Below are 15426 nucleotides of genomic sequence, written 5' to 3'. Positions count from 1 at the left end.
GGTATTACCTGTCCCGAATAAGGCGGCTTACCCGCCGGAATTTCAGGACAAAAGTCGGCTCTGTTATTACGCCTCTCTTTTCAATAGTATCGAGATCAACAGTTCCTTTTATAAAATCCCGCAGGCCACTACCATCCGCAAATGGCGCGAAAGCGTACCCGACCATTTTAGGTTTACCTTTAAATTATGGAAGGGCATTACTCACGAGAAGGAGTTACTGTTTAACCCGGAAGATATTACCCGTTTTATGGATGCAATTGGCGAAGCCGGCGAAAAAAAGGGCAGTTTACTGATACAGTTTCCTCCCAGCATCCGCGCAGGTCAATTTCCGCAGATTAGCCGGCTACTGGAGGCGGTCCGTGAGGCAGATGATTCCTGGAACATCGCGGTAGAACTGCGCCACTCTTCTTTGTATCAGGAACAAACCGACCAACTGCTTACCAGTCTGAATATGACAATGGTTATCCATGACCTGCCTGCCTCCGCCGCCCCGCCCGAACCGCTCGATCTCGATTTTATTTACCTCCGGTTTCACGGCCCTAACGGCGGTTATCGCGGCAGTTACGCCGACGACTTTTTAGCCGAATACGCGCAGAATATCAACCAATGGCTCGCTGAAGGCAAAAGGGTTTATACTTATTTCAACAACACCATGGGCGCAGCCGTACATAACCTGGCCACGATAAACCAACTCATACAGGACTTGTAAGTTAAGCACCATGCAAATGAGCCAGATCACCCTCTATCCTGCCCTAATTATCTTACTTGCTCAATTCTGTTTGATATAAAACTGTACCAGCGGCATTTATGGCTTTAACATTTAGCTTGTTTTTGTTGATAGCAAAATACATAAACCCATGGTCTGAAGCCTGAAAACGGCTGTAAGGTATACCTGTGCTTACCCCCGTTAGCTCAGATCCCGCGCCCGATATAAACTGGTGTGTATACCCTTCCGGTTTCAGGTGCTGTAAAGAGTGATCATGGCCGGATAAATAAACATCCACTTTATGTGTTTCAAAAACCCGGGCAAGCTTTGCACGCACCGTTAAGGTGTCATAATTTTTAATACGGGGGCCTACCGTATAATAAGGATGGTGCCCTACTACAATTTTCCATTTAACATCTGCCGATGTATTTTTTAGGGTATCGTTTATCCAGATCATTTGCTTCTCTACCTCTTGCTTTTTGTTGTCATGGAGCATTGGGTCGGTGTCTATCATCAGCATCAAAACTTTATCACCCGTCTTGCCTAACGAAAATTCCTTTGTGTAATACAGTGCCGGCATATTCCACCGGCGACTCACCTTGCTATAACGCACCTGGGCCTCTGGTTCCGAGCCATAATCATGATTGCCCAGAACAGGGTACCAGTCGCATTGTAGGGAGTGCGCCGTATAAATATTTTCAAAGGAATAATGCCATAATGGGTCGTTCTCGCTTACTACTCCTCTCGGATAAAAATTATCACCAACCGATATTACAAAATTGTTTGGATTGGCTGCAGCCCAAATCCCCATTTGTTTAGCAACCTCCTGCTGGTCGTACTCACCATTTCGGCCCCAATCGCCAATAGCTATAAAATGCACATCATATTCATCTTTCAACACTGCCTTTGACAGATCATCACTTTCCAGGTGGGTAACGCCACTACTTTCTGCTAAAGATGCTAATGGTGAAATAAGTGCCGCTCCCAGGGTGGTAAGGGCGGTGTTTTTGATGAAGTTTCTGCGTTTCATTTTCTGTTGATATGTTATAATGATTTATAAAAAATGGAGTATGTCCCGGCTAAATAAGTAAGATTATTGTACCTGTGCAAACAAGGGATTCATCCTGAAATAGCCGCCATCGGGGAAGCGGATGACATAGTCAGATTTAAAAGATTCGCTTTTTTTGTAATAATCTGTAGAGATGATCTGCGCACCCGACTGCATAGCGGCATTAAAGCTGCTTTTGTCATTTTCCCTGGCCTCTTTTGTATCGCTATCTGCCCTTGTACGGATGATGTATCCTTTTTTTACTAACGCCTGGATACCGGCCAGGTCTTTCTTAGAATTGTTCATTACATGTATGGCTGCCTCGGGCGTGCCGGGTTCTGAGTTGGTGAAAAGCACCCTACCCTTTAGCGATGGGTGGCCGGCTATATAAACAGCTGTTTTAGGCCCCCCTTCGTCCAGCAGGAAAATGAATTTACCTTTTGCCTGTTTTAATGTTGGCCAATTTTGGTGCAATACTGCTTCCTCGAGCGTTTTGTATCCGCCTCTTACCTTATCAGGTGTAATTACGTGATCAATGCCCAGGTAATCTGCTATTTCCTTATCCAGTTTATCATATATTGATGAAGTGAACTTGTCCGGAACGGTGAAGCCGCTTTTTTTCAATGGCTCATCCTTAGCATTCATGGTGATAAATACGGGATGATGACCCGGGTGCGCGTCAGACCATTTCCTTAATTCCTGCAGGCATAGCTTAAAGGTGGGGCAATTACTGCGGTAATCTATATCCTGGATATGAAAAACCTTGAAGCCGGGTTGCTTCATTAAGCCCTCTGTATCATAAGCCGGCTGGCCGGGTGCCCAGTCAAGCCCTTTCGGATGCGCGTATTTTCCACCGGCGGTATCCGCATAAACATCTATCTCCAGATCTAACAAGCCTAAATTAAGCTGTTCAGTAAGGCTGATATGGCTGTAATCTATCTTACTCATTGAAGTTGAATCTGCCTTTTGCAAGATCTTGAATAGCTTAGGGTCAATCGCTTTTTTATAGCTATTGTGTGAACCAATAACCTGTATACGGTTAATTGGAATATTATCGCCAGGTTCATTTAAGTTTGAAAGAGGCAATAGTGTGATAAGCAGTAAACCAGATAAATATCTCATATATCTTATATTAAACAGCCGGTTGTTACCCGGCTGTTGTTTCTTAATTTATTTTATTAATAACCAGGGTTTTGAACCAGGTTCGGATTAAGCCTTATTTCTGCTGCCGGTACAGGGTATATCCTGCGGGTAACACTCTTATCCATGGTTAGCACATCGTTAGGCAGCGGGTATTCTACTTCAAATTTCCCAAAACGGATCAGGTCATTACGGCGCCATGCTTCCCACGAGAACTCGCGGGCACGTTCGTCCAGCAAACCGTCTAAATCAATACCTGCAACCGCCGGGGCACCTGCACGCGCACGAATTTTGTTAACCAATACGTCGGGTGTTTGTAATTCGCCATTAACCGTTGTAGCTGTTGCGCCACGTAATATAGCTTCAGCCTTCATCATCATTACATCGGCTAACCTAAAAACAGGCACATCGTTACCATTTAATCGGGTAGCTTGTATAATGGTTGGATCCGGATAGTACTTTATAGATCTGACACCTTCTGACTGGCTGGCAATGGTGTTACCCAAATCCATAGGCTTACCAGGAACCAGGGTTAGTTTTGGCTCGATGTAAATTTGAGTTGTAGTACCCGGGTAATAAACCGGCTGGTTAGTAAAACCGCCGCTGCCATCAGGTGCAAATTGCGGGCCTGCAAGCCAGGTTTTAGTACGTGCATCTCCGGGTAAGTTAAACCTGTTATAAAATTCGGGTGTGGTGCTCATTGCTATGCTTAAGCCCACATTAAACCCATAAGCATTTACCAGATAGTAGAAGAAACCAAACCTGGTAAATTGATTGCCGGGGATTTGCTGATCATAAGGGATGGCAAATATGGTTTCGTTTATCTGCGGGCCGTTATTTGGCAAAAATATATCGCGGTATTTGGCGTCAAGGCTATAATTACTATTCTTTAAAACGCTATCGGCCATAGCAACAGCTTCGGTATATTTTGCCGTACCTGTGTACACTTGCGCATTTAGGTACATTTTTTCTAACAAAGCAAAAGCCATGGCTTTAGTAGGGCGGCCATAATACAATGTAGCATTGCTGCCATTTTTTACAGGCAACTGTGGTATAACATTTAGTAATTCGCTTTCGATAAACTGGAAAGCCTTAGCACGTGATTGTGTTGCCGGCAGGTTGGCAACCGGGAAATCGGTAATGATGGGAATGTTACCATACAGGTCCATCATAAAGTAATTGTAGAGTGCCCGCATTGCCCTTACCTCGGCAATAGAGGCGGTCTTTTTCTCTTCTGAAGATGGTGAAGCGTTTATAACACTTATGATACGGTTACATGTGTTTACACCGCCAAAGCCCCATTGCCATACACCTGTAACGTTGGCATGGTCAAACGTCCAGGTGTGATAATGTAACTGGCGGTACTGCCCACCGTCGTCAAAGTTACCATCGCGGGCGGGTAGTATGGCTTCATCTGTAGATAGCTCCTGCATTCGCCAGTAAGGCACCGCGTAGTTCGACGATAAGTTGGAGTAGATAGTCCCTAATAATGCATTATAATCTGCATCGGTTATGGGGAAATTAGATTTTACGTACTGCGATTCTACAGGCACATCTAATTTAGTACATGAATAAGCGCCGGCAAGCACTGCTAATACGGCACATAATAAAATTATCTTTTTCATCTATGTTATTGATTGATAGTTAAAATGATGCGGTTATACCTACGCTTAAAGTGCGGGTTTTAGGATAAAAATCCTTATTATCGATACCCGGGGTTAAACCGCCTATATTAATCTCGGGGTCGATACCCCTGTAATTTGTGATTATGAATATATTATTGCCAGATAAGTACAGGCGTACACTCTTTATCGTTTTTAGATTTGGCCTGATGGTATACCCTAATGTTGCGTTATCTAAACGGAGGTAAGCACCGCTCTCCAAAAAACGGTCTGACATCAGGTAAGCGTTTATATCCTTAAACGATTCGCCAAGGGTAAACCTTGGGATATTCTGGAATTTAGAATCAGCCGGGTTATTAAGGGAAGCAAGTGTTCCATTTAATATTTTGTTGCCGGTAACTCCCCGAACTAAAAAGTTAAAGTCGAAATTTTTGTAAAGGAAGGTGTTGCTCCATCCGTATATAAATTTAGGTTGTGCGCTGCCGGCGATACGCTGATCTGTACTTAGCGGTTGGCTTGCGGTTATTGACCCATCGGCTTTTTGATATGTACTTACACCATTTTCATTTTTGCCCACGTAATGCCATAAGTTATAAGTACCAACGGCATAACCAGGCTGTATGATCTGGCTACTTAATGACGATTGGCCTTTACCACCTAACTGTGCTGTTTGGATGAAGTTGATGGCAAACTTATCATTAGATAAACTTTCTACCACGTTCTTATTGTGCGACACGTTAAATGATGTACGCCATGTAAAGCTTTGAGATTTTACAGGGACAGCATTTAACACTACCTCGATACCACTATTTTTAATTCTGCCAACATTGGTTGTAAAAAATGGATAGAAGTATTGTGTTGTTGATACCTGGTAGGTATAGATCAGATCTGATGTTTTCTTGATATAATAATCAACTGAACCGGTTAAGCGGTTGTTTAGCAAACCAAAATCTAAACCGATGTTAGTAGTAGATGTGCTTTCCCACTTTAAGCCTGGGTTATCATTACGAACCGGGCCAATAGGGTTGGTGATATTTCCGTTGCTTAGAAATTTACCCCCACCCGGAGGGATACCATAAATTAACTGGGCGGTAAAAGCATCAAAACCCAAACTGTTACCAGATACACCGTATCCAGCTCTCAATTTCAGGTCGGAGATAACAGGCAGGCTCTCCATGAATTTTTCACTTATAATTCTCCATCCCGCAGAAACTGCCGGAAAATAGCCATGTCGCTGATCTAAACCAAAGGCTGATGATCCGTCTTCCCTTAACGATGCCTGTAAAAGGTATTTGTCGTTGTATTTATACTGCACACGACCATAGTAGGATATCAATCGTAAGGTTGATATATAATTTTGGTTGAACTGGATCTGCGACAGGTTGGTTGGGTTTGAAAAGAACAGGTTATTATAAGTAAGGTTATCATTAGAAAACCCTTGTGTTTGTACACCAAACCCATCATTTGTACGATCTTGCTGGTAAGAGTAACCTCCCAATAATTTAATTGAATGCAGGCCAAAATCTCTGTCGTAATTTAAATACGCCTCTGCAACGTTGGTAGTACTGTTAAAAGCACTACGATTTGCAACACCATTTGCGCCTATTGCCAAACCCGATTTGCTGTTTAAATAGGAGTTGATATTGTTTTGATCTTTTTGAGTAGACCCGCTAAGCGTAAAACGTAAACCTTTTAAAATGTCAACCTGAACAATACCGTTAATCAGGGTTTTGTTGTTATCTGTTTTTGTAAAGTTATTATCAATTAACGATAGTGGGTTTAACGGGCCACTGCCTGTACGTGTCAAATTCTCTTTATAGCTTCCGTCGGGGTTATACGGGCTAACAGTTGGCAAATAAAATAATATACCGGGAAGCACCTGGGTTTGAAACACATCGTTCTTTTTGGTAACGCTGTTTGTTAGGGTAAGGCCCAGCTTAAGCCTGTCGTCAAAAAAGCGCTGATTAATGTATCCTTTAAAAACAGTACGCTCCAGATCGGTATTTTTTAAGACACCGTTGTTTTTATAATAGTTTACGCTTGCGCCGTAGTCTGAATTTGTACCCGCCCCGCCATAAGAAAGGTTATGGTTTTGTGAGTAGCTTGTTTTTAAAGCCAGATCTTGCCAATTGGTATTAGAGCCATCGTCATCCAAGGGCTTTGCTAAAGGAGCTACGCCATTATCTGCCAAATATTTACGTAACTCATCGGCACTTAACATATCTATATTTTTAGATACTTTTTCCATTGCGCCATAAGCGCTGTAGCTAAGCCTGGTTTGCCCCGTCTTTGATTTTTTTGTTGTTACGATAATTACCCCGTTAGAGGCCCGTGAACCGTAAATTGCTGTTGAAGATGCATCCTTTAACACATCTATGCTTTCAATATCAGCCGGTGCTAAAAGATCTATTGAAGCGCCCGGTACACCATCAATTACATAAAAAGGCTCTTGAGCTGCGCCTTCACGAAAGGTAGACGGCCCTCTTAAAATAGTAGCAGGCTGTTTGTTAGGGTCGCCGCTTTTAGTAATATTTAAACCGGCAACCTTACCTTGCAAAAGCTCTGCGGGGGTGGTTAATACACCTGCATTAAAATCCTCGGCCTTTACAGAAGTAATAGCGCCGGTTACATCTTTTTTGCTTGATGTTCCGTATCCTATTACCACTACATCTTTTAATTGTTTAGCATCAGGTAACATGTTAACGTTAATTGTAGAGTTTGTGCCAACCCTAACCTCTTTTGAAGTGTACCCAATTGAAGTAAATCTTAACACAGCACTTTCACCGCTTACATTAAGCGAGTAATTACCTTTTGCGTCGGTCATAACACCTACAGTTGTGCCCGCCACTACTACAGAAACGCCGGGGAGCGGCTCATTCTTTTCATCGGTAACGGTACCTTTAATTGTTCTTCCGGTTTGCGAGAATACCGGCGACACACTAAAAATAATGGCGCACAGTAACAGCACCCATTGCCGGGAATGAATGCAGGCGCCATTTAATAAGCGTTTGTAAATTTGTTTCATAAATGATGTGATTATTTGTGATGTAGATATTTAAATTTCATTTAATGCAAAATAACAGATGCCTTGTTATCAAAACATCAACTGATTATTAGCTTATTTGCCATTATCTACCCTACAGATGAACTATCTGGCTTCAATATGAATTTAAAGTAACTAAACGTTTACGTAGGTATGTAATTGGCGAAAGGATGGTATACGATGATGCCGCTTTATTGGTTTCCTATTTATTGAGAGGGGACAATAATGATAACAGGCCTCACCTATTTTACTTATTATTGAAATTGCTTGTTTAAAGCTTAACACAAACTTAATCGGACTGATTGCTGCCCAACCCTATAGCTCATTAAATTTGCGCTGGCTAAAGCGAACCAAGCTCAGCACACTTTTTATCTATGGTATTTAAGATGTTCGTACAGTGAGGACTTTCAGCCTAAATTTTAATAATAAAATTGACATGACATTCGAAAACACCAAGAGCCCGATACTATTTACGGGCATTAAATGTACCGTACTGCTCCTTACTATAGCAGCTTGCATCAGCAACCCAGTATTTGGCCAGTCAAAGAAGATTGCTAAGCTGCCCCCAAATGCCAGCCTTACCGACGGCGTGTGGCTAAAGGGCGATCTGCACGTACATTCCCGCCACAGCAAAGAATCCTCTAACAATCCTGTTGCAAAGATCATCTCCTTTTCCAGATCAGTGGGTATGGACTACCTCTGCATCACCGACCATGATAACCACGTAGATGGTGATGTTGCACATAATACCTGGGCCGATCCGGAGTTTAAGTCAGACTCCCTGTTGCTGCTTTATGGCGCTGAATGGACAACAACCCGTGGCCATGGCAATGTGTTCTCGGCTAAACCTTACGATCATAAGCGATTATATGATGTTCGTGATCAGCGCGATACAGTGATCGGCAGAGTTAAGAACGAACTTGGCATTCACCTGTCGGCTAACCATCCGAGCGGGAAGGATCATTTTGGATATTCTTATGATATTATTGAGTCGATAGAAGTATGGAATTCTGCCGTATGGTCCAGAAATGCCAATGCCATCATGATTTGGGACGACATGCTTTCATCAGGCCGAAAACTTACCGGCAGAGGCGGGAGCGACGCGCATCACGGTAATCCGGATACGCCAGATAAGGCAACTGCGAACAGCGGCCAGGCTAAAGCAAACTATGTTGGTACGCCAACAACCTGGGTTTTTGCGGTAAAACGGACCACACAAGCGGTTGTAGACGCGCTTACAAACGGTCGGGTTTCCATCAGTGCCAACCCGTATGCGCCCCGGGTAGAATTCTACGCAGACCTGAATGTGGATGGTAAAATGGATATGATGATGGGCGATAATGCCAAAGCGACGGGTAAACCTGTAAAGTTTCGCGTTCAGTTAACGGGCAATGCTTTACCGGAGGGGAACTATACCATTAACATTGTAAAGAACGGCAGTAAATTTGGCACCTACCAGGTTACGGGCAAAACGCCTGCAGTGGAGTTTACCGATACGCCGGCAATAACGGGTCGTAGTTACTATCGCGTAACGGTAGAAGGACCGGCTACAAGCTACCCACAGGTTCCACAATCTATGGCTTTAAGTGGATCCATGGTAGGGCTATCTAACCCTATTTGCTTCAATTTCGATCCCAACTTTTGATGATTAACTGGAAAGATCCTTATTATTAAAATTAACCAGTATTGTTTAATGTCTATTTTGCGTGCCTTTTCGAGTAACCACGGCTATGGTACGGACAACACCGACCACAGGGCTAACGATTAAAACTTGTTTAGGTTTAATTTTTTGACAAATCGATCACGTCAGTCTTTCGTGAGGCAGGTGTAACTATCAAATCCGTAAGCTTGCCATTCACTATCCTACCCTGAACAGTGGTATTATAAGGCGCGTTCAGTTTAAACTCCGTATTGCCCCACTCTTTCGGCCAGGCCGGCAGCAGAATGATTTTTTTACCGTCTATCTGCATTAGCATTTCCTGCAAGCCGTTCTCACCATTACCGCCATTGTCTTCATCCGGCGCATAATCATGTCCGGTTGCCCAAAATGCCGGAAACTTAAGGGTAGGTTCCTTACGGGCCAAATTAAAAGTTACATAAGTCCTGGCAATATCTGTTAAACCAAGCATGGCAGCCTGTATCGGGTCCTGTACCCAGCATCCCTTGTCTTTAAATGCGCGCGCATTAAAAGTATTGATCGCTAATTGCAGGTCGGGCTTACTCAGTCCGTATAACCTGAACGGATAAACCGCGTATAATTCCGGATTTTCCAGGTTTCGCCCTTTAACAGTTTGGGGACCAGTATACGGCAACAATACCTGTTGACCGTCTTTCTCACCCACCGGCAGATCAGGAAGTTCACTGTAAAACCTTTTCCAGTTTTCCCGCGATTTCTCATCGGTTAAATTGGGCGGCAGGGCCATTAACCGTGCCACAACTGCATGTAAACCGGCAATATCGGGCGCCGGATCATGCGCTTTCCAGAACATTTCAATGGAATTGTCGGGATCAAGCAATAATTTCCCCCAAGCATCCCGGCCAAAATGTTTGTCAAAAAATTCCACGCCTGCTGATGCTATTGGCAAAAGCATTTCCCTGGCAAATTTTTTGTCGCCAGTATATTCATAGTAATCCAGCATCATCATGCTTAACTCCAGTATCGGGGTAAAGTAGTGTCCTGTCCAATTTTCCTCCACCTCCGGCCCCATGTAAGGCAAGCCGCCCCAAAAAGGCGACGTTTCCTGAAAATAGCAGCCACCGTGATGGTAATAACTCTCTACCTGCGCTTTATTACCCGGTAACATACCAAGGTACATTTTAAACAGGGGCTGCATTTCGTCAAAATCACCAGCCATAAGGCGCGGCCAATACATCGCGCGGGTGTTTTGCATCCAATATTGCCCACCCCATTCGCGGTAATCCGCATCTATCGCTATTACCGGGTCTCTTTCGTTCGCCTTAAATTGCGGATTATCCACGACGAAAATGGAGCCATTAAACTTAACAGGATAAGCTCCCCTGCCGGCGCAAGCTGTAATATAGCGTTGCAGGATATACCCTTGTGTAGTTGTTTTAGCAACATCGTCGCCATTTACAAATATCCAGCTGCGGAGCCAGAATTTACTCCACCATTGCTGATGGGCCAACCTTTCTTGTTCAAGGGGCTGGGCGTCTATTCCAGTAATTTCGCTATTCAGTTTGGCGCGCCATTGGTCTGGGGTCAGGTTCTTTGTAGTTAAAGGATAAACCGAGATTAACTGACTACTAACAGCTTTAATTGTTTGCAGGGTAGTATCATCCCTGGTCGCCAGCCCTTTTCCTTTAATAATTCCGCCAAAAATAATGCCATGCAAGTGCTGGTCGGCATAATCCGGATTTTGATGATACCAGGTAATTTTATTGGCTTGTTTTGGTAAGATGATATCACCCCTGCCAACCCGCCAGTTATCCAGCGTGACTTTTACTGAAACAGGCTTTACACTTTTTGATTCGACCCTTATAACCGGGTGGTTCGCATCCACCCAAACTCTCAATTGAACGGCATTGGCACCGGTACCTTCCTTAACCAATATCTCGCTGTTATGCAGCTTTAGTACTTGCCGGAAGGGGCTTCCCTGTTGTGCCATCGGATTTGGGCTTACGGATATCCGCACTTTTCCCAATTTCATTAACACGCCACCATCTTTTATCCAGTTGTTCTTTTCCGTAGCCGCGGCTGCTCCCCAGGCATCGGTCTTCCCTATAAAAAAGCAAAGGTCGCCGTTGGGTTCAACCCATAAGTTGAGGCCAATATCTCCGTTGCCGATTGGCATCGATTGCATTGATGTTGGCCCGGGTGTGTTCCAATTTACATTATATGCATTCAAAAAGGGAACGATATTAAATTCCTTCTTTTTTACCTGTGCATTGGCCGTTACCTGTAGCAACACGCCTGTCAATAAGGCGAATAAGGCATTTGAAAATTTATTATTCATTTATTACAAGTATTTCCTTTTTAACAGGCGGGTATTTATAGGTTTAATTTTTGATAAGCTAATAAAAAAAGACCGATAACAATATAGCGCACTTCATTTTTAGCTATTAGAAATTATTTTAAGCGATATTAACGAGAACTCATTAATAAACTATTAATTATTGCTTAATTCATACAAATAGCTGCAAGTTAATGGAGTTTGAATAAAATATAATAGGGAGCAGCTTATTGATCAGCTTTAATAATTAAGATGCCAGGATTCGCATCATTTTGGTGATTTACAAACATTTGTACAAATGTTATTATAAAAACAAAAACCGCCTCTAAATCTCTTTAAAGGCGGTTCTCTTGGTATCGTTAGGACGGGAGTACAATTCTCGAACCATTTTTTGCAGGATTTAAAAAAATTTGGCTGCTAAAATTGGACCTGTGTTTATCTGTTCAGGTGAGGCTCAACCATGCACTTCATATTCGATATAAAAATTTTTCTTATCAACAACAGGTTTAAACGGAAGTTTTGCCCATGATTGCTTCGCCGCGCCATTGGGGTCACAATCAGCATCAAAGCCTTTTTCCATTCTTAAAACCCGGTTAAAGGTTTTTTCCTTTAGTTTCTTATACAAGTTTACGGCTGGCATTTTCCAGCCCTTCTTTTTGGTAATATTCGGATCTGTTTCATCAACGGGGATCATAGCAACCAAGTCGGGATGCGTTATTTTATCGTCAAGATATTTCTTTAACGTGGCATTATGGCTGCAATGGTGGCCCACTTTGTACAAAACCGTATTGTTTAGTAAATAATCTAATGAAAAGCCCGGTTTTACTTTGTCCTTGTCCCATTGAATATTTTCCCATGACAACCAGTTACCCGTTTGTGCATCTCCCACAAAAAGCAGCACCTTACCCGATTCTACCAGTTCAAAAGCCATTACCAAACTGCTGTTATTAGTGTATGAATCCAGATACAGCGAAAGCCTTCCCGCCTGGTCGAGCCACTCATCATCAATTTTCCGCCAACTGTCTTGTAAGAAATAGGCACTGTTTAAAAACTCCGGTTTGGTCAAATTCTTTTCAAATTTTTTGTCGAAAGGAAAATTCCTTTCATTCGATCCAACCTCATTACCGCTGTAATTGGTTAATGCCGCAAGGTAACCATCCGCAAGGTTGCTTATAGCGGTAAGCTTGATATCATAAGTTTCATCTTTGCTGGGGTTAATATCAAACAACAATTTTCCGCCCCTTGGCGGGCCAAGTACGTACACTTTAACCGAGTTTGCTGATAAGCCCGGCAAATCCAGCACATTCCCCGGCGACAGGTAGTTTACATTTTTACCGATCTTCTTTAAATTATCAAGCCCCATTTTCGGAATAACGGGCACTTTGGTTTTCTTTCCTTCAAGCGGCTTATCTGCATCTTCTGCGTTATAAAAACCCAGCATATCATTTATCTTTTCTGCGGCCAGGGAATGGTTATCGTTATCGTTCTTGGTAAGCCGGCTGCTTATGGCCTGAAGTTTTTCTGTCAGGTCACGCTGCCCGGCGGCAATTTTACCGGCATCAACGTCTTTTGGATCGTCGAGCCACGACAGCCAAACGTTATCAATACCTGTTTGTTCAAAAATATCGGCCGCATGGACGTATCCCGAAAAATGGTCATTATGCTGGTGGGTACCCACTACTACGTCCAACGCTTTTTCATTTAGATCGCCTTTAATAAATTCAGCAATGGTTTGAAGCCTTTTTATAGACTTATCTGAATTCCGGAAAGATCCACAGTCAATTAATACCGCGCTTTCTTTATTATCCTCTTTAAACTTTAAAAGAAAACAGTCTCCAAGCTCTCCCACCTGGAACATTTTTATGTTTACGTTAACGTTGCTCATGATAGGTTTAATGAAAATGTAAATTAGCGAAGTTAATGGTACCGAAGCCATTATCGTCATCATACATTGAATCTGAGAACGACAAGGCTGCATCATCGCCTCCCTGCTGATATCTTAACTGTTTTAAAAATCTGTCCTGGCTGGCAATATTTTTAGTGACCAGGTAGTTCACTTTAAACTCATCGGCCATGTTAAAAATAAGGGTGCACCCACCCCTAAATTTCATTTCATCCATGATAGGCTCCTTTGTATCTTCATCAACCCTGCCGGTTTCAATTAAAATTGTGGTAGATTGGGTGATGGTTACAACTACCTGCTCGAGTATCATACCCTCGCGCCCCGAACGATAAGCTGGCCGCACTTTATGAATCTCGATAGGCATTGGTTCGCCGGGATTTTTTTGCCTCATTAATTTTCTGTTTTCATCTTGATTGCCGGAATCATAATAATCAACGGATGTGGAGCTTAAACCAAGTTTCGGTAGCAGACTTTCAAGTTCTTTTTTCCCTAAAACCTGTTCTTCATCTTTACAATCATTATTATCATCTGTCTGAACCTTACCAAGCAGAAAATCATGTAAGGCCGCCTGTATTTTTTTAGATTCGTGATAGATAGCTTCCCGGTTGCTTAAGTTATACAGTGTACGTACCCTTCCCCTTAAAAAGTTCGCCACTTTAACTAAAGCTTTTTTATCCGCCTGTGCAAAATTATCGGGGGTACACCATTGCAGGCTTTCTTCCGAAAACGTATTTACATGATCGGGGAATATGCCCCAACTACGGAAAGCATCAATTAATGCTATGCGGTAATTGTTATCATCTGCGGGCGCAAAGTCAATATCGGCCGTAACTAATGCCCGCAGATATTCGCCAAAAGTGATATCAAGCGGCGGGCAATAATCCAGCGCCCGTATGGCTATCCGCATCAGGTGCTGCGCTATTGCGCATACTTCCTGGGCTAGCCGTGTAGCCAGGTCTAACTGCAAAACGCCTTGCGGCAATACACCCGAGCCATTTGTAGCTATCCGGATTAGGTCCTGCGTTTTGTAGTTATACACTTTAATCAGCGCATCGAAAAAGGTAGAAACCAGTACAGATCCGCGGTCATGGGCCTCTGTTTTAGTTTGGTAGAGGGTTGGATCGGCCTTACTGCGTTTCCAGTTGCCATTTTCGTCGCGGCCGCCGATAGCGCTGCGTAAGGCCCCCCTGCCATGCGATAAGGCGCTGCCCAACTGTGTGGCCAGCTCGCCCAGGTAGGTAAATTTATCAAAACTACCGTCCGATTGTGCAAACTGGTTAATCACCAATTCATTAATGGTAAATCTTTGCAGCAGGGCAATAATATCTGCAAATGCTTCATGAAAAGCCGGAACATCGGGGTTGGTATTTTCCAAAAAACGGGGGTGTATACTATCCAGCAATGCATGGGTAACCTCGTGCGAGATAATATCAGGCGAGAGGCAGGCAAACACTGCACCGTTGGGGAAGTTAGTTCCTTGTATTTGTTGTGCCGCCTGGAAATATCCAAATAAAATAGATTTCTTTTCGGTGCTGTAATAAGCATTGGCATCTCTGAACGCGTGCGGGTATAAACGTATCCTTTTTACATAGTGCTCCTGTATCTTACCACTTTCATGGGTAACGCGCGAATTCCAGATCAACTTTCGCCCTAACGACTGCTCAAAATATTCGAGCGTTTTCATCGCTATGGTATACACAAACTGCTGGTGAAACTGGGGGTTGCCTTCGCTTGGCGTTAACCCGTTTTGCGACAATACCTCCCTCGAATCAAGGTTTATCGGCTCATAGTAGCAATTGCTGGGCGGGTCAATGTCTATCACTTCAAAGTATTCGCCGGCAGGGCCTAAATTTTCCGGGGCATTTAAATCCTCCCATAATATCCTGTAGGTGGTTTGGTTAAACTTCATGGTATCCAACTGGGTTGAAAACCCGGGGTCAAGCGTGTATCCCCGTAAATACCGGTAAGCTAATTTAGCAGCCATAATTTTAAT

9 protein-coding genes are annotated in these 15426 nt (G+C 43.3%); 2 read left to right on the top strand and 7 right to left on the bottom strand.

Annotated features, from left to right (window positions below; all coding sequences use genetic code 11):
- On the top strand, positions 1-709 hold a 709-nt coding region (locus JWQ85_RS12650), incomplete at its 5' end, for a DUF72 domain-containing protein (RefSeq protein WP_299468467.1).
- Positions 710-761: 52 nt separating this feature from the next.
- Here JWQ85_RS12650 and JWQ85_RS12645 read toward each other — a convergent pair.
- The 4 genes from JWQ85_RS12645 to JWQ85_RS12630 all read right to left on the bottom strand — a co-directional run bounded on the left by JWQ85_RS12645 (position 762) and on the right by JWQ85_RS12630 (position 7541).
- Positions 762-1736 (bottom strand): metallophosphoesterase, encoded by a 975-nt coding sequence (locus JWQ85_RS12645; RefSeq protein WP_299468465.1) that lies wholly within the window; start codon positions 1734-1736, stop codon positions 762-764.
- Between the two features lie 63 nt (positions 1737-1799).
- The gene (locus JWQ85_RS12640) at positions 1800-2876 is read right to left on the bottom strand and encodes a phosphatidylinositol-specific phospholipase C1-like protein (RefSeq protein ID WP_299468463.1); all 1077 of its coding nucleotides are present in this window, start codon (positions 2874-2876) and stop codon (positions 1800-1802) included.
- 56 nt (positions 2877-2932) lie between these two features.
- A complete protein-coding gene (locus JWQ85_RS12635; RefSeq protein WP_299468461.1) occupies positions 2933-4519 on the bottom strand; it encodes a RagB/SusD family nutrient uptake outer membrane protein in 1587 nt (528 codons plus the stop codon).
- Positions 4520-4538: 19 nt separating this feature from the next.
- Positions 4539-7541: a SusC/RagA family TonB-linked outer membrane protein gene (locus JWQ85_RS12630; RefSeq protein WP_299468459.1), complete on the bottom strand. Its 3003-nt coding sequence runs from the start codon at positions 7539-7541 to the stop codon at positions 4539-4541.
- Between the two features lie 454 nt (positions 7542-7995).
- Here JWQ85_RS12630 and JWQ85_RS12625 point away from each other — a divergent pair, with 454 nt between their 5' ends.
- Entirely contained in the window at positions 7996-9204 is a 1209-nt protein-coding gene (locus JWQ85_RS12625) for a CehA/McbA family metallohydrolase (RefSeq protein ID WP_299468457.1), read from the top strand.
- A gap of 136 nt (positions 9205-9340) precedes the next feature.
- Here JWQ85_RS12625 and JWQ85_RS12620 read toward each other — a convergent pair whose 3' ends face one another.
- The 3 genes from JWQ85_RS12620 to JWQ85_RS12610 form a co-directional block, all read right to left on the bottom strand.
- Entirely contained in the window at positions 9341-11533 is a 2193-nt protein-coding gene (locus JWQ85_RS12620) for a DUF5703 domain-containing protein (protein WP_299468455.1), read from the bottom strand.
- Positions 11534-11984: 451 nt separating this feature from the next.
- Entirely contained in the window at positions 11985-13415 is a 1431-nt protein-coding gene (locus JWQ85_RS12615; RefSeq protein WP_299468453.1) for an MBL fold metallo-hydrolase, read from the bottom strand.
- A gap of 7 nt (positions 13416-13422) precedes the next feature.
- Positions 13423-15417, bottom strand: coding sequence for a hypothetical protein (locus tag JWQ85_RS12610; protein WP_299468451.1), 1995 nt, complete (start codon positions 15415-15417; stop codon positions 13423-13425).
- Positions 15418-15426 lie beyond the last annotated feature (9 nt).

The sequence above is a fragment of the Mucilaginibacter sp. genome (assembly GCF_028288105.1).
Taxonomy (GTDB): Bacteria; Bacteroidota; Bacteroidia; order Sphingobacteriales; family Sphingobacteriaceae; genus Mucilaginibacter.
This window is presented reverse-complemented; position numbering and strand designations above follow the sequence as displayed.